Origin of the sequence: Ameyamaea chiangmaiensis (assembly GCF_013376175.1) — a bacterium.
Lineage (GTDB): Bacteria > Pseudomonadota > Alphaproteobacteria > Acetobacterales > Acetobacteraceae > Ameyamaea > Ameyamaea chiangmaiensis.
Window position 1 is genome coordinate 1 of the sequence record NZ_JABXXR010000043.1, and the last position, 19,708, is coordinate 19,708.

At 64.8% G+C, this 19,708-nt stretch carries 17 protein-coding genes and 1 pseudogene; 10 read left to right on the forward strand and 8 right to left on the reverse strand.

What is annotated here, in order from left to right; genetic code table 11:
• From HUK82_RS07545 to epmA, 4 genes are all read right to left on the reverse strand, one after another.
• Positions 1-1,114, reverse strand: a 1,114-nt coding sequence (locus HUK82_RS07545; protein WP_176613382.1) for an MFS transporter, incomplete at its 3' end; no start/stop codon positions are given.
• A gap of 40 nt (positions 1,115-1,154) precedes the next feature.
• A complete protein-coding gene (locus HUK82_RS07550) occupies positions 1,155-1,835 on the reverse strand; it encodes a fasciclin domain-containing protein (protein WP_176613383.1) in 681 nt (226 codons plus the stop codon).
• Complete coding sequence (locus HUK82_RS07555; RefSeq protein WP_176613384.1) at positions 1,829-2,266, reverse strand: hypothetical protein; 438 nt, start codon at positions 2,264-2,266, stop codon at positions 1,829-1,831. The genes HUK82_RS07550 and HUK82_RS07555 overlap by 7 nt, the downstream gene beginning before the upstream one ends.
• Positions 2,267-2,369: 103 nt before the next feature.
• On the reverse strand, positions 2,370-3,419 hold the full coding sequence (gene epmA, locus HUK82_RS07560) for an EF-P lysine aminoacylase EpmA (RefSeq protein WP_176613385.1): 1,050 nt from the start codon (positions 3,417-3,419) through the stop codon (positions 2,370-2,372).
• Between the two features lie 128 nt (positions 3,420-3,547).
• Between epmA and HUK82_RS07565 the strand changes: the two genes are divergently transcribed.
• From HUK82_RS07565 to ybaK, 3 genes are all read left to right on the forward strand, one after another.
• Complete coding sequence (locus HUK82_RS07565) at positions 3,548-3,937, forward strand: hypothetical protein (RefSeq protein ID WP_246495346.1); 390 nt, start codon at positions 3,548-3,550, stop codon at positions 3,935-3,937.
• A gap of 38 nt (positions 3,938-3,975) precedes the next feature.
• Positions 3,976-5,061, forward strand: coding sequence for a DNA polymerase IV (gene dinB, locus HUK82_RS07570; RefSeq protein WP_176613386.1), 1,086 nt, complete (start codon positions 3,976-3,978; stop codon positions 5,059-5,061).
• Positions 5,062-5,156: 95 nt separating this feature from the next.
• Positions 5,157-5,636: a Cys-tRNA(Pro) deacylase gene (gene ybaK, locus HUK82_RS07575; RefSeq protein WP_176613387.1), complete on the forward strand. Its 480-nt coding sequence runs from the start codon at positions 5,157-5,159 to the stop codon at positions 5,634-5,636.
• 10 nt (positions 5,637-5,646) lie between these two features.
• Here ybaK and HUK82_RS07580 read toward each other — a convergent pair whose 3' ends face one another.
• Positions 5,647-5,853 carry a DUF3311 domain-containing protein gene (locus tag HUK82_RS07580; RefSeq protein WP_176613388.1) on the reverse strand — a complete coding sequence of 69 codons (207 nt, stop codon included), beginning with the start codon at positions 5,851-5,853 and terminating at the stop codon, positions 5,647-5,649.
• A 204-nt stretch (positions 5,854-6,057) separates the two neighbouring features.
• Here HUK82_RS07580 and lldD point away from each other — a divergent pair, with 204 nt between their 5' ends.
• The gene (gene lldD / locus HUK82_RS07585; RefSeq protein ID WP_176613389.1) at positions 6,058-7,209 is read left to right on the forward strand and encodes an FMN-dependent L-lactate dehydrogenase LldD; all 1,152 of its coding nucleotides are present in this window, start codon (positions 6,058-6,060) and stop codon (positions 7,207-7,209) included.
• Positions 7,210-7,300: 91 nt separating this feature from the next.
• Here the strand turns inward: lldD and HUK82_RS07590 are convergent, their stop codons facing one another.
• Both HUK82_RS07590 and HUK82_RS07595 read right to left on the reverse strand, forming a co-directional pair.
• Entirely contained in the window at positions 7,301-9,511 is a 2,211-nt protein-coding gene (locus tag HUK82_RS07590) for a TonB-dependent siderophore receptor (protein ID WP_176613390.1), read from the reverse strand.
• 217 nt (positions 9,512-9,728) lie between these two features.
• A complete protein-coding gene (locus HUK82_RS07595; protein WP_176613391.1) occupies positions 9,729-10,508 on the reverse strand; it encodes an AraC family transcriptional regulator in 780 nt (259 codons plus the stop codon).
• Positions 10,509-10,914: 406 nt separating this feature from the next.
• Here HUK82_RS07595 and HUK82_RS07600 point away from each other — a divergent pair, with 406 nt between their 5' ends.
• From HUK82_RS07600 to HUK82_RS07625, 6 genes are all read left to right on the forward strand, one after another.
• Positions 10,915-13,362 (forward strand): membrane-bound PQQ-dependent dehydrogenase, glucose/quinate/shikimate family, encoded by a 2,448-nt coding sequence (locus tag HUK82_RS07600; RefSeq protein ID WP_176613392.1) that lies wholly within the window; start codon positions 10,915-10,917, stop codon positions 13,360-13,362.
• 80 nt (positions 13,363-13,442) lie between these two features.
• A complete protein-coding gene (locus HUK82_RS07605; protein ID WP_176613393.1) occupies positions 13,443-14,327 on the forward strand; it encodes a transporter in 885 nt (294 codons plus the stop codon).
• 217 nt (positions 14,328-14,544) lie between these two features.
• Positions 14,545-15,471 carry a helix-turn-helix domain-containing protein gene (locus tag HUK82_RS07610; RefSeq protein WP_176613394.1) on the forward strand — a complete coding sequence of 309 codons (927 nt, stop codon included), beginning with the start codon at positions 14,545-14,547 and terminating at the stop codon, positions 15,469-15,471.
• Between the two features lie 171 nt (positions 15,472-15,642).
• Positions 15,643-17,964 carry a TonB-dependent receptor gene (locus HUK82_RS07615; protein ID WP_176613395.1) on the forward strand — a complete coding sequence of 774 codons (2,322 nt, stop codon included), beginning with the start codon at positions 15,643-15,645 and terminating at the stop codon, positions 17,962-17,964.
• A 28-nt stretch (positions 17,965-17,992) separates the two neighbouring features.
• A complete protein-coding gene (locus tag HUK82_RS07620; protein WP_246495345.1) occupies positions 17,993-18,655 on the forward strand; it encodes a tetratricopeptide repeat protein in 663 nt (220 codons plus the stop codon).
• Entirely contained in the window at positions 18,649-19,332 is a 684-nt protein-coding gene (locus HUK82_RS07625) for a Fe2+-dependent dioxygenase (RefSeq protein ID WP_176613397.1), read from the forward strand. Before HUK82_RS07620 ends, HUK82_RS07625 begins: the two co-directional genes overlap by 7 nt.
• Before the next feature lie 16 nt (positions 19,333-19,348).
• Here the strand turns inward: HUK82_RS07625 and HUK82_RS07630 are convergent.
• Positions 19,349-19,708: pseudogene (locus HUK82_RS07630) on the reverse strand (inositol monophosphatase family protein); the annotation flags it as partial.

Consider the following 19,708-nt stretch of genomic DNA (forward strand, 5'->3'; position numbering starts at 1 on the left):
CGAGCGCGTCGGCGACCCAGCCCACGAACGGCGCGCCGATCAGCGTGCCGCCCAGTGCCAGCCCCAGCACGATGGCCATCACGCGTCCGCGCATCTCCGGCGCGGTGCCCATCTGCACCAGGGCATTCGCCGAAGTGTTGAAGATCTGCGTTGCAATGCCCAGCGGCACCAGCATCAGGCCGAACAGTGCATAGCGCGGCATGACGGCGGCCAGGGCGCAGCCCGTGCCGAAGGCACACGCCGCGCGCACCAGAAGGGCCATGCCCCTCGTCTTCCAGCCGGCCGACACCAGCGCGCCGACGACGGAGCCACTCGCCATCAGGGTGGTCAGCAGCCCGAACTGACCCGCGCCGACATGGAACGTCGTGACCGCCATTGTCGCGATATAGATCGGAAAGTTCAGGCCGAATGTGCCGATCAGGAACAGCATGGTCACGATCGCCGTCAGGTCGCGGCGACGACGCACATAGGCAAATCCGGCGGCCAGTCCGGTGCGTCCGGGCGCTCGCGCCTTGCCGCGATGCAGGTCCTGCGTGCGCATCGCCCCCAGCGCCAGCAGCACGGCCCCGAAGGAGCCGGCATTGAGCACAAACACCCACCCCGCGCCGAGCACGGCCAACAGTCCCCCCGCGACCGCCGGCCCCAGCATGCGCCCGAGATTGAAGGAGGCGGAGTTCAGCGCCACGGCATTGGCCAGCTCCGCCTCGCCCACCATCTCGGCGACGAACGTCTGGCGCGAAGGCGAGTCGAAGGCGGTGGTGATGCCCAGCAGCAGCGCGAACCCCCAGACCTCCCACAGTGTCAGACGCCCCAACAGCAGCAGCGAGCCCGCGCCGAGGGCAACCATCCCCATGGCGGCCTGCGTCAGCATCAGTACCTTGCGGCGGTCGCAACGGTCGGCCACCAGCCCGGACAGGGGCAGCAGCAGGGCGATCGGGCCGAACTGAAGGGCCATGACGATCCCGACGGCCGAGGCATCGTGCGCGGTCAGGTGGGTCAGCACCACCCAGTCCTGGGCGACGCGCTGCATCCATGTGCCGATATTCGACACCAGCGCGCCCATCGCCCACAGGCGGTAATTGTGGATGCGCAGGGTCCGGAACGTCTGCCTCACCGCGCGTTCGTCCCCGGCGTGCGCGGTGGGGGCCGCGGGGTCAACCCGGCGGCAGGACCGACTGGGTGAGGTACAGAACCCCGTTGGATTGCGCGAGGTCGCGCACCCACAGCCGGTTGGTGGCGCCGCGCGCATTGGCCAGCAGCAACTGGCCGGTTCCGCGCTCGGTCTGGATCGTCAGAAGATCGCCGGACGCGGTAGGCAGGGCGATGGCCCCCATCCTGCCGCGTGCGATGGCCTTGCGCAATCGGGCCTCCGTCCAACGGCCCCGCACGATGGTGTAGCCCAGAAGCCGGGTCATGGCCGGCAAGCGGGACGCGGCGAACAGCTGCGCGGGGGGCGTGGCCCCGGCGTAGGTTTCCAGCGCCTCGTTGGGAATGGCGAACACCGTGAACGGCCCAGATCGCGCGAGGCGGGTCATCAGCCCGGTGCGGTCCAGACCATGCACGTAATCGGCGAGTTCGATGGAAGCGCGCAGGTTTTCATCCAGCGGGCGGTCCGCGAAAGACGGGCTTGCCGGCGCCGTGTAGGCGATCGGGCTGTCCGGCGCGTCGCCGCCGCGCGGATGGTAGGCATGCGCGACCGAATTGGTGGGCAGGATATCGGCATGAAGGCGCGACTGGACCCCGAGCGAGTCCTGATGGGCGTCGCTTTCGCATGCGGTGAGGGCGGCCAGAAGGGCGAGGGCCGCGGGCAGGCTGACCCTGCGCGGCGTCAGCATCCGTCGCCCCGCATCGTCCAGGCGCTGACCTTGCCGTCGATAACCTCGAACGTGGTCTGACAGCTGGAGCTGTAGGTGCTGCCGCCCCATCCACCACCCCATCCGCCGGGGCCACCCATGCCGTAGCCGCTACCCCAGCCGCCCCAGCCACCGCCCCATCCAGGACCGCCCCAGCCCCATCCGCCGCCACCCCAGCCCCAACCCCAGCCGGACCCGCCGCCGGAGTAATAGGACGTCTGGTTGTCGACATAGGCCAGGAAGTTGTGCCCGTTGGCCGAGAACGTGCGTGTCGGCACGCCGAACTGCCGGATCAGGCTGACCTCGGGCTGGCCGACCATCGAATCGAGCAGGCGACGCTGCTTGGGACTGGGCGTCTCGCACGCGGTCAGCGCAAGAAGTGCCACGAGGGGAACAAGCCGGATAAGGGTCATGACGCAGGCACTCCGGACCACCGGTGGTCGAACGAAAACAAGGCGCTACTTTTCCCTTATGACGCGCAAAGAACAAGCCCCGTTCCCCCGGAGGGACGATTGGTTACGATTCTTTCAGTCCGGCGATAGATTCTCCACCCAGCCACAGGATGTCGGTCAGGCGCGGGGCCGCGCAAGCCAGCATGACCAGTCGGTCGAACCCCAGCGCGATGCCCGAACAGGGCGGCATGGCGCCCAGTGCCGCCAGCAGCGCCTCGTCCATCGGCCAGTCGCGTCGTGGATCGTCGGGATAGAGTGCCGCGCGCCGTTCCCGGTCCTCGGTAAAGCGGGTGCGCTGTTCGACCGGGTCGGTCAGTTCCTCGAACGCGTTGGCCAGTTCGATGCCGCCTGCATACAGCTCGAATCGCAACGCCGCGCGCGGATCGACCGGGTCCCGCCGGGCGAGGGCGGCCTGTGGTGCGGGCCAGTGCGTCAGGAACGTGGGACGCGCGCGTCCGATCACGGGCTCGATCCGTTCAAGCAGCAGGCGGAAAAACAGGTCCTCCCACGTCTCGCCCGCGCGCAGGGTCGTGCCGGACTGGGCCGCCAGCGCATCGGCGTCGTCGATCGTGCCCAGCAGGTCGGCCCCGACATGGCGCGCGAAGGCGTCCTGAAGCGTCAGGCGCTCGAACGGTCCGGCGATGTCGATCGGCCCATCGGCATGGGGCACCGTCGGCGGCAGGACGCAGCGGAGCAGGGCCTCGGTCTCGTCCATCAGACTGGCGAGGTCGGCGCGGGGGCGATACCACTCCAGCATCGTGAACTCGGGCGCGTGCAGGGCGCTCGCCTCGCCGTTGCGCCAGACGCGGGCGAGCTGGAAGACCGGCACGCCGGTGGCCGCGACGATCCGCTTCATCGCGAATTCAGGGCTGGTGTGCAGGAACAGTGGTGTGCGACGGCCGTCTGGTCCCTCGCGCTCCGTGCGAAACGCGCACAGATGCACTTCCTCGCCGGGGGTGGGGACGGCGAACGGGGTTTCCACCTCCAGATAGTCGCGCGCGTCGAAAAAGGCGCGAACGCCGCGCGTCATCAGGGCCCGGCGGCGCAGAAGCGGCAGACGGTCGGCGATCCCGCCGGGGTCGTGGCCTGGGGTGGCGGCAGTATGGTCGGTCATCGCACCATCATGCCGTGTACGCGCCCCGAAGGGCCAGAGCGGAAAACGACCGTGGCCCGATTGGGCCTGCGTCGCCGGGTGTGACATAACCCCGCCGGCCGGGAGGCAGCGGACGTGGAGGGAGCGCGATGATCGTTCAGGGCTATTCGTTTTTCTCCGACATGCCGGACGACCTTCGTTACCGCACCCGTCCGTCCACGGGGGCCGCGTTTATCGAAAAGGACATGGTGTTCGTGCTGCCCGCGCGGCTGAAGGATTTCCGTCGGCACCTGCATTATGTCGCCGAGGTGCCCGGGTCGGACAGCGCGCTGTACAAGCCTCTGTTCCGGGCCACATGCATCGTGGACACCTATCCCGCGCCCCCCGGCTTTGACGGGCCACGCACAATCTATCCGTTTTATGCCCGCGTCGCGCGTAACAAGCGCCACTACCGCGATTACTACATGCTCTTCCTGTTTCGGCATCAGCCGGAGATGGCGAAATTCCAGATGCTGAACAGCGCGGCGGGTGTTGTATGATCTTGTTTTGTTCCTTTGGTTGGCGATAATGCGTGGCAATGAGCGAAGGCCACGAACCGGACGCGCGACGGATCATCCATGTGGATATGGACGCGTTCTATGCGTCCGTGGAGCAGCGCGATGACCCATCCCTGCGCGGCAGGCCGCTGGCCGTGGGAGGCACCCGCGCGCGGGGCGTCGTCGCGGCGGCGAGTTACGAGGCCCGGCGGTTCGGCGTGCGGTCGGCCATGCCGGCCAGCATCGCGCGGCGCAAATGCCCCGCGCTGATTTTCGTCCCGCCCCGCTTTGACGCCTATCGCGCCGTCTCGCGCCAGATTCACGCGATCTTTGCCCGCTACACGCCCCTGATCCAGCCGCTTTCGCTGGACGAGGCGACGCTGGACGTCACCCGGCCGCTGGTCGATCTGGGGTCGGCGACGGCCATTGCGCAGGATATCCGCGCCGCCATTCTGCGCGAGACCGCGCTGACCGCGTCCGCCGGCGTGTCGTATAACCGCTTTCTCGCCAAGCTGGCGTCGGACCAGCGCAAGCCGGACGGGCTGTTCGTCATTCCGCCCCATCTTGGCCCACGTTTCGTCGAAACGCTGCCGGTGGAGGCGTTCCACGGCATCGGGCCCGCCACGGCGCGGCGGATGCAGGCGCTGGGCCTGATGACGGGGCTGGACCTCCGCCGGCAGACCCTTGCGTTTCTGGTGCATCATTTCGGCAAGGCGGGGCAGTTCTATTACGATATTGCGCGCGGTCGCGATGACCGCCCGGTGGTGGTTGATCGTCCTCGCAAGTCGCTGGGCTCGGAGACGACGTTCGAGCGCGACCTGATGACCGTGCCGGAGATGGATCAGGTACTCGTCGCGCTGTGTGCCAAGGTCTGGGATCAGGCTCAGGCGCGCGGCCTGCGCGCGCGGGGTGTGACGGTCAAGGTGCGCTACAGCAATTTCCGGTCGGTGACCCGCAGCCGCTCCGGTGAGCGACCCTGGACCGGCGAGGCCGACCTGCGCGACACGGCGCTGGCCCTGTTGCGCACGGCGTTGCCGGACGGGCAGGGCGTGCGTCTGCTGGGGGTCGCCCTGTCCGGTCTGGGGCAGGACGCGGCGGACACTGCCGATCAGATGCGTCTGCTGTAACGGTGCGGCCGCGCGGGTCCGCCATGCCCTATGCGCGACCTGCTCCGCATGGCCGCGCCTTTTCCCGCCGGGTGGATCGGGATAAACCTGCGGGTATGTCCAAGCTCGCCGCCACCCGCGCCGCACAGGTTCTGTCCAAGGCCGGCATTGCCTTCACCGCACATGTTTACACCTACGACGCGGATGCCGATCGCGTTGCCCTGCAGGCGGCCGAGGCGGTGGGCGCTGCGCCGTCATGCGTGCTCAAGACCCTGATGGCGCTGGTGGACGGCAGGGCAGTGTGCCTTGTCGTGCCATCGGATCGCGAGCTGTCGATGAAGAAGGTCGCTGCCGCCTTCGGGGGCAAGGCCGCGCAGATGATGAAGCCCGCGGACGCGGAGCGCTCGACCGGCTATCGTGTCGGTGGCATCAGCCCGTTCGGGCAGAAAAAGCAGGTGCCGACCGCGTTCGAAGCCGCTGCCTTGACCGAGGATCAGGTCTATATCAACGGCGGCCAACGCGGTTATCTGGTGCGGCTCGCACCGGCGGATGCTGTCGCATGTCTTGGGGCGAACTCGGCCGACCTGGTCACCTGAACGGCGGACGTCAGGCTGGATCTTCGACCCCGTCGCGGTCCCAGACCAGCCAGCAGACACCCAGGCAACCACTGGTCAGCACCATCCATGCGGTGATCCACACCAGAACGACGGGCATGCCCAACAGCGTCGTGCGCATGTCGCTCAGCCCATATTCCCCCACCATGATCGCCAGGGCCGGAAGACCGAGCCCCATCGCGTATCGCCAAGCCGACATGCCTGCCCCTCATGCGTTGATGCGCTATCGATATGGTTATCACATCATGCCCGAAACGATCTGTCATGCCTTTTCGACACGGCCGACGTGTCCGGGCGTGGCCGGGCTGCGGGCAGGGCTCGGGGCGGGGCTTGTCCGCCCGGCCGGAGCAGCGCCACACTCCGGGGCCCGCAACCGGGCCCATAACACAGGAAAGGAAACGCCATGATCGTCTCGTCGGCCAAGGATTACCGCGAGGCCGCGCGCCGCCGGCTGCCGCCCTTCCTGTTCCACTATATCGATGGTGGCGCGTATGACGAACATACGCTCCATCGCAATACGGCCGACCTTGCCGACCTGGCGCTCCGCCAGCGTATCCTGCGCAACGTCGACGGGCTGCGCACCGATATCACCCTGTTCGGCCGCGACTGGGCGTTTCCCGCCGCCCTGGCGCCCGTCGGCCTGACCGGCATGTTCGCCCGTCGGGGGGAGGTACAGGCCGCGCGCGCGGCGGCGTTCAAGAACATCCCCTATACGCTCTCGACCGTGTCGGTCTGTCCGATCGAGGAGGTTCAGGCGCGCAGCCCGGCGCCGATCTGGTTCCAGCTCTATGTGCTCAAGGATCGGGGCTTCATGCGCAATGTGCTGGAGCGCGCGAAGGCGGCGGGCATCACCACGCTTGTGTTCACCGTCGACATGCCCACGCCTGGCGCGCGCTATCGTGACGCCCATTCCGGCATGTCGGGCCCGTTCGCGGCATGGCGGCGCTATGCGCAGGCGGTCACGCATCCGCACTGGGCGTGGGACGTCGGCGTGCGCGGGCGTCCGCATGACCTTGGCAATATCTCCGCCTATCGCGGGCAACCGCTGCCGCTGGACGATTATATCGGCCAGCTTGCGCGCAATTTCGACCCGTCGATCAGTTGGAAAGATTTGCAATGGATCCGCGATTTCTGGGACGGGCCGATGATCCTCAAGGGGATTCTCGACCCCGACGACGCGCGTGACGCGGTGCGGTTCGGCGCGGACGGTCTGGTCGTGTCCAACCATGGCGGGCGGCAGCTCGACGGTGTGCTGTCCAGTTGCCGGGCGCTGCCGCCCATTGCCGATGCGGTGAAGGGGGAGTTGGCGATTCTGGCCGATTCAGGCGTGCGATCGGGTCTCGACATCGCGCGGATGCTCGCCCTTGGGGCCGATGCGGTCATGCTGGGGCGCAGTTTCGCCTATGCGCTGTCAGCGGCGGGTGGCCGGGGCGTCGTGCGCCTGCTGGACCTGATGGACAAGGAACTCCGCGTCGCGATGACGCTGACCGGGGCCCGGACGATCGCCGAAATTTCGCGCGAGACGCTGGAGCGCGAGGTGAACCGGCCGATCTAGGGCCGCATGCCATCACCGGGGGGCGGGCGGGGCGTCCCGCGGCGGCCCCCGGTCATCGGACAGGGACACCGCCACAAAACGTTCGGACCTTTTACCAGCTGAAGCCGATGCTGGCCTGGGCGTTCCGGCGTTCCCCGTAGTAGCAATATTCCCCGTCCGCGCCATAGGCGAAGCAGTTGGCGACATAGTGCTTGTCGAACAGGTTGCGCACGCTGGCCGATGCCTTCCAGCCACGGAGCGAACGCGACAAGTTCGCGAGGTCATAGGTCAGCGACCCGTCGAACAGGGCGTAGTGCGGCAGCCAGACGCTGCCGTAGGTCGCTTCGCCGCCATACACTTTGTTCGAATAACGCATGCCGCCGCCGAAGCCGAGGCCTTTGAGCGGTCCCTTGGGCATCGTATAGAACGCGAACAGCGAGGCATTGCCCTTGCCCGACTGGATCAGCGGCTTTCCGGTCGAATCGTCCTTGAGTTTCTGGAAACTGACAGCCGCCGTCAGCATGACGTTGCGGAATGGTTCCGCGTGCGCCTCGAACTCGAACCCGTCGGAATGTACTAGACCGCTCTGCACGCTGTAGCCAGTATTGGCGACGGAGACGAGAACGTTGCTCTGTTCGATATGGAAGCCCGCGGCGGTCAGAAGGACCGACGTGCCCGGAACCTGATACTTCACGCCACCTTCGAGCTGCTTTCCGAGCGACGGACTGGCCTGACGCACCGTCAGTCCGCCGTCGTTGGACACACTGCCCGACTGTGGCTGGAACGATGTCGAATAGCTGATGTAGGGTGCCAGGCCGAAGTCGAAGTGATAGAGGCCCGAGGCACGCCACGTGATCTGACCCGCGTGTTGGCGTGTGTCGGTCTGGGACAGGGATTCCACCTGGTGGGATCGATACCAGTCGTTGCGAATGCTGCCGTTCAGGACAAGGCCTTTCCAGTGAATTTCGTCCTGGCCATACGCGCCGATCTGGTGGGACTTCGTCACGTAATCCGCAGTCGGCGTCAGAGCGGGAATGAGCATGTGATAGTCGGGGTGCAGGACATCGAGATCGGGCGCGTCGCCGTAGGACTCGTTGTCGTTGGCCGTCTGCTGCATGTAGTCGAATCCGAACATCAGGACGTGTTGCAGCGGTCCGGTGCGCACATGGCCCTTGAACTGGCTGTCGAACGCGAGGTTGTAGGTGTGTTCCTTCGTGCCGTAGGCCGAGCGCGACAACATCTCGCCGCTGCTGCCGTCGTCGCTGTCGTAATAGCCGTTGTTGTAGACGCTGCGGTAGATCGTCCGGATGTCGTCGTACCGGCCGCGTGTGCTGAAGCTCCAGTCCTTGTTGAAGCGATGATTGAGGATGTAGGTGATCGAACCCTGTCGGCGATTGAATTTTTCCGAAGGCACGTCGCCGTCGTAGAAATTTCGCGGCAGGTAGCCATAGGACGCGCGGGTCAGGGATCCGACGAGCGGCAGGCCGCCATAGGAACCGCTCTCCGGGTCGTACTGGTAATTGCCTAACAGGGTCAGCGTGGTCGGGCCGTCGCCCCCGAACGTGAAGGCGGGGCTGATACTGAAACGTCGGCTTCCGGTCTTGCTGAGCTGCGTGTGCTGGCCGTTTACCGTTCCATACAGCCGGTAGCGGACAAGACCGTTGTCAGTCGCGAAACCGCCCACGTCGGCATCGACGCGATAGAGGTCGAACATGCCGCCGGTCGTGTTGACGCTGCCATAAAACCGCTGGTCGGTCGGCAGCTTGCTGGACAGGGCAGTCAGGCCGCCGGGGCTGGACTGACCATACAGCGCCGAGGCCGGCCCCTTGAGAAGCTCGACGCGATCGAGACGGAAGGTATCGGTCTGGGCGACGGCAAAACCCGTGGGACTGTCCTGAAGTTTGAGACCGTCGAGAAAGGTCGGCACGGTGAAACCGCGCAGGTCGAACAGATCGTAGCGCGTGCCTTCCCCGCCGCGGGTATCGGCGGTGATGCCCGCGGCGTACCGCACGGCCTGGTTCAGGGTCAGCACCCCGCGCGCGTCCATCTCGTCGCGCGTAATGACCGTCACCGACTGGGCCGTCTCGATCAGAGGCGTATTTGATTTCGTGGCCGACGAGGCGACGGTCGAGGCCTTGCGGCCTCTGACCTCGAGTTCCTCGACCTTTACAGCGTCGGCGGTAACGGCCGTCTGGGTGGCGGCGGCCTTCGCGGTCGTGGCGTGGCGGGCCTTGACGGTCGTCTGTCCCTGATCGGCGGCGGCGGCCAGATCGCACAGTGCCAGCGAGAAGAAGGCCGTATAAAGAATCGTGCTTCGCTGCATACCCAACTCGTGTTCCTGGCAGCACCGTTCCCTGCCGAGACAGAACGGCGACGCCCCTTATTAAGAATGAGACTTAATTGCGCGCATAGACAGGTTTGGGAGTCGCAGCAAGCGAGGAACGTCGCGATGGCCCGAACGATGGCAAATTCTGCCTGATCGCCGACGTCGCTTCCGTCTGGCCGGCCGCGCTACGGGGTCACGACGTGCTGGCGCGCGTCTACGGGCGGGTTTTGTGCGATGCGACGGCGCGTAGGGTGCGCGGTGCCACCCCGGAGGCGCGATGGAACATCGTGCTGAAACTGCCGGCGTTCCCGTAGCCGAGATCGAACGCGATCTCCGCGATCGACTGACCGGCCGCGATACGGGACGAGGCCTCGAGGACGCGCACCTTGCGGCGCCACGTCGCGAAGCCCATCCCCATTTCCGCCTGAAACAGACGGGTAAAGGTGCGCCGCGCCATACCGGCCTCACGCGCCCAGTAATCGATGGCGTGGCTGTCCCCCGGTGCGGCGGTAATGGCTTCGCACACCCGGCGCAGGCGTTGGTCCGTGGGCAGAAGCAGCCGTTCGGCGATCTGCGGCGCACGCCTGAGCTCGTCGATCAGAAGCCGCGCGATCGTCGACATGCGGTCGTCCATGGCGAACTCGTACCGCATCGCGACGATCTCATCCACCAGACCCTGCAGGAGAGACGACACGTCGAACATCTTGCATGGCAGGTCGGCACCGCTGAACGTTGGGTCGACATAGACCACCTGAAACGCCAGATCGGTGCGGCACACGGCCTGATGGAGCGTGTTGGCCGGAAGCCACAGGCCTTGGCCCGGGCAGAGCACGAAACTGCTGTTGCGTGTGCTGACCGTCACGGTTCCGCCGAGAAACACCGATAGCTGGCCCCGGTCATGGGTATGAAACCCGTCTACGAAACCGCCGGTGTAGCAGTCGGCGAAACCCACGACCGGCGGGGGGCAGCGCGGAAGGTCCGCAGTGCGCTTCATGACGGCACGATCCCGTTTCAAGTGCGTGAACAAGGCGCGACGGGAACGATCCGTCCGGCCCGCGTCGACACGAAAGGACGCGAAGTATTGCCGCTCGCTGTTCGTCTGCCAAGGCAAATCCGGCGCGCGGGGTTCCGGCCGGGCCCGGGGCCTGTCGCTATTCATGCGGACAAGCGTGCGCCATGTCGGTGGCCTGTGGTGCCGTCGCCCGGGTCGTGCGGTCCCGCCCGCGCCGTCTCAATTCTGAGACTGGGCAGGAGTTGCAGACACGTTCGCGTGAGAGCGGCGCAAAGAACTATGGCGATCCAAAGGCGGATTTGGCTGATCGGCAGGCGGTTGGCGGTTGCCCAACATTGCTCACCCGGCTGGCCCGCGCGTGGCTGGTGCCTTTGGAAAGAAACGGAGCATGCACGAAACCCGTTATAAACTGTGGTCGGCGGTCACGTCGGCCCTGCTCGCCCTCGTCGGGCTTTATCTGACCTTCGGGGGCGGTGAACTGCTGCTGCTCGGAGGGTCATGGTTCTACTGTCTCGCGGGCCTGCTGATGCTCGGCGCGGCGATCGGCGGCTTTCGGGCACCCCGACTCGCGCTGCGCCTCTACGCCGCGCTTTTGCTGCTGGCCACAATCTGGTCGGTGGCCGAAGTCGGCTTCAACATCTGGGGCCTCGAGGTTCGCCTGTTCACGCTGGTGGGGATCGGCGTGTGGATGCTGCTGCCGTGGGTATGGCGCACCGGCACCAGCTGGTTTACCGACAAGCGCGAGATCATCGGCGCGCTGGCCGTGTCGTGCCTCGCACTGCTGATCAGCTGCTTCACGTCCTATTCGATCGACGGCAGCGTGCCCGCCGATCGCATGGCGTCGCAGGGGCAGGCGGATACGGCCGCCGACGCCACGCCGAAGGCCGACTGGTCCGCCTATGGCCGCACCATGGCGGGCGATCGCTACTCGCCGCTCGACCAGATCACGCCGACCAACGTCAGCCACCTCAAGCGCGCGTGGATGACCCGCACGGGCGACACCCAGCAATCGGGTGAAGACGCGGTTGCCGGCCCTGACCAGGGGCATGAGTTCAATCTCGAACTCACCCCGATCAAGGTGGGCGACACACTTTATATGTGCACGCCGCACAGCTGGGTGATCGCGATGGACGCGGCCACCGGCAAGATCAAGTGGAAGTTCGACCCGCATCCGGCGCAGGCCGATCTGGCCAAGAACGTCTATCTGGCCTGCCGTGGCGTGTCGTATTACCGCATTCCCGACGAGATCCAGACCAGCTGCCGTTCGCGCATTTACTCGCCTGTCGCCGACGTGCGCATGGTCGCGCTGGATGCGGAGACCGGCAAGCCGTGTGACGATTTCGGCGACCACGGTTTCATCTCGCTGCGCCAGTATCTGGGTCACGTGCCGCACGGCTTCCACTTCGTGACGTCGCCGCCGCTGGTGGCGAAGAATCGCGTCATCACCGGTGGATGGATTTTCGACAATCAGGCGAATTTCGAGCCGTCCGGCGCGATCCGCGCGTTCGACGCCACGACGGGCGAGATCGCCTGGGTGTGGGATGCCGGGCATAATCCGGAGACGTGGAAGCCGGGCCCTGACGACGTCCTGACGCGCGACACGCCTAATGCGTGGGGTGTCTACACGGCCGACACCAATCTGGGTCTGGTCTATATCCCGACGGGCAATTCGCCGCCCGACAACTGGGGTGGCACGCGCCGTCCGTTCGACGACGCCACGTCGTCGGCCACGATCGCGCTCGACATCGAGACCGGCGAGCGTCGCTGGACCTACCAGACGGTTCACCACGATCTGTGGGACATGGACATTCCGTCCGGTCCGTCGATGGTCGATCTGCCCGACGCGAACGGCCAGACCGTCCCGGCTCTGGTGCAGAGCACCAAGCGCGGCGAGTTCTTCGTGCTCGACCGTCGCACCGGCCAGCCGGTTCCCGGCTATCCGGTCGAGGAACGCGCCGTGCCGACGGCCGGTGTCGTGCCCGACGACCACGTGTCCCCGACGCAGCCCTTCCCGGCTGCCATGCCGTCCCTGACGCCGGCGAACCTGAAGGAGAGCGACATGTGGGGCGCCACGCTGCTCGACCAGATGGTGTGCCGCATCCAGTATCGTCAGTCGGCCTATGAGGGGCAGTTTACGCCGCCGCATCTGGGCAAGACCACGATCGTCTATCCGGCGTTCTACGGCATCGTGGACTGGCAGGGCATCACGATTGACCCGCAGCGCAAGATCATGCTGGCCAACGCGAGCTACCTGCCGTTCCGCATCAAGCTCGACCGTCGTCAGACGCTGGAAAACCCGGGCACGCTGCCCAAGTGGAACGGGGCTGGGGAGGAACCGGCCGCCAAGGGCGACGCCCTGTCCGTCTCGCCTGACTACGGCACGCCGTATATCGCCTACACCAATCCATGGCTGAATCCGCTGCAGATCCCCTGCAAGGGGCCTGTCTGGGGGACGCTGACGGCGATCGACCTGGTGACCAAGAAGATCGTATGGCAGCATCCGGTGGGCACAACGCGCGATACGGGTCCGCTGCGCACCCACAACAACATCCCGCTGCCGACCGGCATATACAATATCGGCGGCAACATCGTCACCAAAGGCGGCGTGGTGTTCATGGGAGCGACCGCGGACGACTATCTGCGTGCGTTCGACCTCGCGACCGGCAACGTGATCTGGCGTGATCGTCTGCCGGCCGGCGGCCAGGCCACACCGATGTCCTACGAGGTCGGCGGCAAGCAGTACGTGCTGATCGCCGCTGGCGGTCATGGTGGTCTGGGCACCCGCAGCGGTGATTACATCATCGCCTATACGCTCGACAGTTCGGCCGCGCCGTAAGGCACCGGTCGGGCCTACGGCCCGCGGGCGGCATCGGGACATGATCCGATGCCGCCTGCTTCTTGCAATGGAATTACGCAATGCGTTTGACAGATGGGTTCAGGCGGCTGCGCCCGCTCGCCTGCTGTGCGGGGGTGCTGGTCGCATCGACGGCAACGGCGCGCGCCTCGGACATCACACTGGGCATCATCGGGCCGCACGAATATGACCTGCCGGTCGATTTCAAGCCGTTCAACGTGCTGGTGCAGTACGGCGACGGCAACGCGGCTGGCAATACCTACAACAGTACCGGCCGTCGGGTACCAGCGGGCGGCAGCCACACATGGTCGGGCCTGACGAAATACGTCCATTTCCGCAGCTTCGACGCCATTCCCCATGTCGGCTTCGCCTTTGAGGTCATCCAGGGGGAAAGCTATGTCCTGGCCAACGGGACCAGCTATGGCGGCCTGGGTCCGACCATCGTCGGTCCGGCGGCGTGGTTCAAACCCAGCAAGCGCAGCACGTTCGGTTTTCAGACCTTCATGCAGACACCAGTCGGCACGCGGGAGGCGACGTCGCCGAATTACTGGTCGAACATCTCGAGTTTCATCTTCGACTACGAATGGGACAGGTTCAGTTTCGACGGGGATCTGGGGTGGGTCGTCGGTTCCACCAAGCACGTGCGCGCCCAGCACAGCTACGCGCCCGGCACGGTGTTCTACAGCAACCTGCGCTTCAGCTGGAAACAGTCGACGTTTTTCGAGCCGTTCGTCGCCTTCGACTGGCAGAATGTCGGTGGAACCTACGACAACACGGCCGGGCAATACGTGGCCAATTCCAGCGGGCGGGAAACCACCCTCGGCCCGGGCCTCATGCTGCACACTTCGGCGCACACCTCGATCACCGCGCGTTATTCCCACTCGCTGGAGGGGCGTAATACGGCCGAGAGCAACGCGTATTACATCAAGCTTGTCTATCTGTGGTGAAGCCGTCCGACAGCACGGATCGGCCGGGCTGTCGCGACCGTCGTTTTCAAGAAGGCTTGAACAAAGCCAGGAGATGTGACACGGCGTCCGCGCCATGCTACTGCCGCTGGCAGCCTGACGACGCGTTTCGATCGTGGTCGGGGCGTCGCGATGCGGCCCCGGTTCCGGTTCCACGACGGTAGGGCGACTTTCGTCTTTCGGAACCGGCGTGTCGATAATGCCACCTTCTTCTTCATCGTCGTCGGCGGTTGCGCGCCACACATCGGGCCTTGAAACGTCCTGGCAGCGATGCGCCTCGGCCTACAATCTCGATCCTGCGCAGGGCTGGGTGGCCGATGTGCTGAGCGGGGCGGAGTTCCGCTATCTCAGCGCGCGCTCCGGCCTGCTGTTGCGGGCGGCAACGGGTGAAATGCGGCGGCTTTTCTCGCTGGTGCAGGGGCTGGGTCTGATGGTGCTGCTGGCGGACGCCAACGCGATGATCCTGGCGCGTGCGGTCGACAGCACGCATGTGCCGGTCAGCCGCCGGATGCACCTGCAGAAAGGCGCCATATGGGACGAGGCTGTGGCCGGGACCAATGGCGTGGGAACAGCGGTGCGTGAATGCCGTCCCATCTTTCTGGGGCAGGGGGAACACTGGCGCTACTGCTTTTCGCTTCTGGCGAGCTATGCCGTGCCGCTGTTCGATGCCCAGGGCGGCGTGGTCGGCGCCCTCAACCTCGCGGCCCTGAACGGAAACAGCACGCGTCCGCTCGCGCCTCTGGTGATGGAGATGCTGCTTCAGTCCGGGCGGCGTATCGAGGAGGCGCTGTTTCGGGACTGCCATGTTGGCCAAAGCATCCTGACGCTGGGTACGGCGGAGGGGTGTTCGTCCCCGCTGGTGTCGATCAACGGTTGCGGAGAGGTAACGGGCGCGACGCGGGCGGCGCGCGCGCTGATCGGCTGGACCGACGACAAGATCGCCGAACGGCCGAAGTTGCTGCATGAGCTTGAGGCTGGTGAAGCCATGAGTTTTCAGAAGGCGGAGGAAAGCGTCGTGCGTTCGGCGCTTGTGGCATCGGGCGGGGATGTGATGGCCGCGGCCCGCAGCCTGGGGATCAGCCGCGCGACGTTGTACCGCAAGATGCGCGCCTTCGGCGTAACCTGAACGCCGCATGCCGACGCTTTTGCAACGGGTGGCGTATTTCGGTTCGTAACGGCGTGTTTCCAGGTTGACAGACCAGTCGTCTCTTCATATGGACAATTTGAGAATGATTATCACTAACAGAAAACGTCGTTTTCTCCCAATGGGGGCGTGTGCCCCGGATGATCGGATACAATGGACACTCACAAGAGACGTAGTCTCGGCGGTACAATCGAAACGACCGGTGGCCTGACATTCGGCGCGGCGCTGGTGTTCGGCTCGCACTCTTTCGCGCTCGCGGCGACGGACACGGATGCGGAAAAACATAAAAAGCATCATGCTTCGACAAGCGTGACCCAGGGACGCGAGATCCAGGAGCACGAGAAGCTCGAGGTCATCGGCCAGTGGCAGCGCTCGCCCAAGTTCACGGCACCCCTGCTGGATACGCCCAAAAGTATTACGGTGATTTCCCGCCAGTTACTTGACGAGACTGCATCGAATACGTTGGCTGACGCGCTTCGTAACGTGCCGGGCATCACGATGGGTGCCGGCGAAGGCGGCAACCCGGTCGGTGATCGCCCCTTCCTGCGTGGGTACGACTCCCAGTCGAGCACGTTCGTCGATGGGCTTCGCGATGTGGGTGCGCAGTCGCGCGAGACGTTCAACGTTGAATCCGTTGACGTCATCAAGGGCGACAGCGGCGCCATCAGCGGGCGTGCCGGTGCCGGCGGATCGGTCATCATCAACAGCAAGATGCCGAAACTTAAAAACGCCATCGATGCCGGCCTCGGTTTCGGTAATGCGGATTACAAGCGCGGGACGTTCGACGGGAACTGGCGGATTTCCGACACAGGCGCGTTCCGTCTGAACCTGATGGGTGATGATGAGGACAAGGCCGGTCGCGGGCCCGCGCATTTTCGCCGTTACGGTGTGGCGCCGTCGCTCTCATTCGGACTGGGGACGCCTAACCGAATCACCCTGATGTATTACCGAATGCAGAATAGTGACGTTCCTGACGTCGGGATTCCCTATAACAATCCTGCATTCGTGGCCCGCACCAATGGTGCGCCGCGCGTGATGGCGACCGGTAGTGGGGCGCCCATCAATGTGCCGTTTGATACCTGGTATGGACTGACTAATCGGGATTCCAACAACGATTCCATCGACATGGGCACGTTGCGCCTGGAACATGATTTCAGCGCCAACCTGCATCTTCGCAACACGACGCGGTACTCCGAGACACGCCAGAACGACCGTTGGACGATGCCTGACGACAGTAACGGCAATATTTACTACGGATATGTCTACCGTCGTCTCAACTCCCGGATATCGACGTTCGATACGGCGACAAACCAGACCGATTTCTACGGGACGTTCCATCTCTTCGGATTCAGAAACCAGTTTTCCACCGGGACCGAGTTCACGCGCGAGCAGGGCAAGAACGATAACTATACCGCCTATGTCAACGGCGTCAGCGTGACGACGGGCACCAATTTCACACGGTGCGCTACGGCCCTTGCGTTTTCGTCCCACACCTGCACCAGCATACTCAATCCGAACGCGAGCGACCTGTGGACCGGCGATGTTCGTCCGACCGGGAATCCGAACAGCACGCGTTTCGACACCAAGGCAGTCTATCTGACGGACACGATTACGTTTCTTCCTCAGCTGCAAGCGAACTTTGGTGTTCGACTTGATAATGTTCAGAGTACCTACCGAGCGCGTGCAGGCGAGTACGGTCGGGGCGACAACCTGTTCACCTATCAGGGTGGTTTGGTCTACAAGCCGACGGCGAACGGATCGATCTATGCCTCCTATGCTACGGCGGCGATTCCACCGGGGAACTCGGTCGGTCAGGGCTCGGACGATATTTCGCTTGGCGCTGACCGGAGCGGCAATATCGGGTCGGTTTTGAAGCCGGAGCGTGACAGGACCATCGAAGTCGGTTCGAAGTGGCAGTTCCTGCGTAACCGAATTCTGGTAACAGGCGCATTGTTCCAGATTGATAGCACGAATTTCAAGATCACGACGGCGTCCGGCGGTATTGCGAACGGTGGCTCGAAGAGGACCCGTGGGTTTGAAGTGGGCGTCAACGGGCAGTTGACGGATCGCTGGAACATGACCGGGGGCTACAGCTATCTTGATGCGCGTCTGATGGAAGCGGGCGGTTCCGGGACGGCCTCTGGCCTGATGAACGGCCGTCGCGCACCCAACACGCCGGCCAACAGCCTGTCGCTGTGGAATACATACGCCATTCTGCCCCAGTTGAAAGTGGGTGCAGGCGTCTATTACATGAGCAAGGTGTACGGCACCGACTCCCCCACAGTGCCCAAATTCGTGCCGAGCTACTGGCGTTTCGACATGATGGCCAACTACCGTGTCTGGAAGCACTACTCGCTGCAGTTAAATATCCAGAATATCGCCAACAAGAGATATTTCAGTCAGGCCTATACGACCCACTATGCAACGCAGGCGGCCGGCCGCACGGCCTTCGTGACACTGAATGCAAAATTCTGATACAAACGAAAGAGCATTTTCCATCGCCATGTCCCATGCCCGGGCTGGCGATCCGGAGGCTCAGCTTGCCGTGGGGCAGATGCTGCTCAACGGCATCGGCGTTGCCCGCAGCGAAACCGGCGCGCTGCACTGGTTTCTTGCCGCCGCGGCGGTGAATGTTCCGATGGCCTGCAATATGGTCGGCCGTTGCTGCGAACTGGGCTGGGGAACGCCACGCAACACGTCCGATGCGATGATCTGGTATAAGCGCGCTGCGACACTCGGGTTGGACTGGGGTATGTATAACTACGCCACCGGCCTGAGTCTGGGCTGGGGGGGCGCCCGGGATCTGGACAACGCGTTGTCGTGGTTTCGCCGCGCGGCGGCCCTTGGACATTGCAAGTCGTTCAACATGATTGGTACATTTTACGAGGACGGCTGGGCCGTGGGTCGTAACCGCGCGCGCGCGCGGGCGTACTACGCTCGCGGTGCGCGTTGTGGCGATTTTCGCGCCCATTTCAATTTCGGCCGCTTCCTGCGCGACGAAGGACGTGGCGTGGAGGCCGAACATCATTTTTCCGTCGCCCGGGACAAAGGAACCGTGGCGTTCGTCGCGAAAATGGACGATTTTTTCCATCAGGAGGCGTCGGCCGAGCGCAACGTCTCCCATAGCCGAGAGCCTTCTGCCCGGAGCGACGTCTTACCATGCTGATCCATATTCCCGCCGTTCTGTCCGCCGAAGAGGTCCGCCACTGCCGTGAGCGGCTGGAGCACGCGGTCTGGACCGACGGGCGTGTCACGGCGGGTGAGCAGTCGGCCAAGGCGAAGAACAATCTGCAGGTGCCGCAGGATTCGCCGGAGTGTCGCGAACTGGGCGAGATGGTCCTGCGCGCGCTCGGGCGCAATCCGACGTTCAACAGCGCCGCCCTGCCGTTGCGGGTCTATCCGCCGCTTTTCAACCGTTATGACGAAGGCATGCATTTTCACGCCCATGTCGATAACGCCGTGCGGCCGATCCCCGGCACCGGGTTTCGTATCCGCACCGATGTGTCCTCGACGCTGTTTCTCAGCGATCCGTCCGACTATGACGGGGGCGAACTGGTGATTCAGGACACGTATGGCACGCGCGAGGTCAAGCTGCCTGCGGGCGATATGGTCGTCTATCCGTCCACCAGTCTGCACAGCGTCAACCTGATCACCCGTGGCAGCCGGTGGGCGTCGTTTTTCTGGAGCCAGTCGATGGTGCGCGACGATACACGGCGCGCGCTGCTGTACGATTTCGACTGCGCGATCATCGAGACGCGCCGCGCTCTGCCCGACGACAGCCCGGCGGTTCTGGGTCTGACCTCCACCTACCACAATCTGCTGCGCCAATGGGCAGAACTGTAACGTCCCTGAACCGCGCCTAGAGCGACGGCTCCAGAAGGCCGCGCACCGCCGACCACCCCACACGATCGGGCGCACAGAGAAGACCCGGCCCGGCGGCGCGCGCGCCATACGGTGTCGCATCCAGACAGGCGGCGTAGCCGCCGGCCTCTGCGTGGATGAGGGTGCCGGCCAGATGATCCCATGGCTGCGTGCGGCCGAACAGCGCCAGATGACTCACCCCGCGCACCAGCGTCAGATAGGCATGGGCCGCGCACCGGTAATCCCACGCTCCGGCCATCGTGCGGATCAGCCCGGGCGCCGCGTCGCGCCACGGCTCGGGCAGGTAACGCCACGCGATCATGCCGGTCATGGCCGGGGGAGCAGCGGCGGACGCGGC